This is a genomic window from Bacillus sp. HY001 (assembly GCF_007558965.1).
In the GTDB taxonomy this organism is placed as follows: Bacteria; Bacillota; Bacilli; order Bacillales; family Bacillaceae_G; genus Bacillus_A; species Bacillus_A mobilis.
On sequence record NZ_VLTE01000396.1, the window covers coordinates 1 to 249 of the forward strand.

At 37.3% G+C, this 249-nt stretch carries 2 rRNA genes; both read left to right on the top strand.

The annotated features are described in order from the left end of the window. Positions 1-84 (top strand): 23S ribosomal RNA (locus tag FOT98_RS31920); the annotation flags it as partial. A gap of 101 nt (positions 85-185) precedes the next feature. Then, a 5S ribosomal RNA gene (gene rrf / locus FOT98_RS31925) occupies positions 186-249 on the top strand; the annotation flags it as partial.

The window sequence follows — 249 nt, forward strand, 5'->3', positions numbered from 1 at the left end:
AAGATGATCAGGTTGATAGGTTCGAGGTGGAAGCATGGTGACATGTGGAGCTGACGAATACTAATAGATCGAGGACTTAACCATATAATATGAAGCAATGTTATCTAGTTTTGAAAGAATATAAAAAACTTGTTGACTTTAAAAGTTAAACGAGTTACAATAATTCTTGTCTTAAATGAATACAGTCTGGTAATGATGGCAGAGAGGCCACACCCGTTCCCATACCGAACACGGAAGTTAAGCTCTCTA